Source organism: Alteromonas alvinellae (assembly GCF_902705805.1).
The window spans coordinates 1-320 of the sequence record NZ_CACSIH010000134.1; the positions used below are offsets into that span (position 1 = coordinate 1).

The window sequence follows — 320 nt, forward strand, 5'->3', positions numbered from 1 at the left end:
GTCATCGTTGTTCATATCAAAGAGTTTATGCCAGTTAACATCCTGCCACTTATCAGGGAAGTTATAAGCATCAAGTTTATTATTGCTGTTGGTGCCACTTATCAGTTTCACCTGTATTTTGTTGTTGCGTTTAAGGCGGCCAAATAACGCTACATCACGCACACCATCCCCGTCATAATCACTATGCTGATAATAAGCAGGGCTATCAAAAATAGCAGGGAAGCTATACACGCCGGCGTTCGCGCCTGTTGCGCCATCTTGAACGCGAAGTTGTGGTCTAGCGCCGTCTTTAAATGTGCCTTCAAGGGCAATTTCAGGTA

Annotated in this window: 1 pseudogene; it reads right to left on the reverse strand. The window is 44.7% G+C overall.

Going from position 1 to position 320, the window contains the following annotated elements:
• A pseudogene (locus ACX5KA_RS10275) lies at positions 1-320 on the reverse strand (hypothetical protein); the annotation flags it as partial.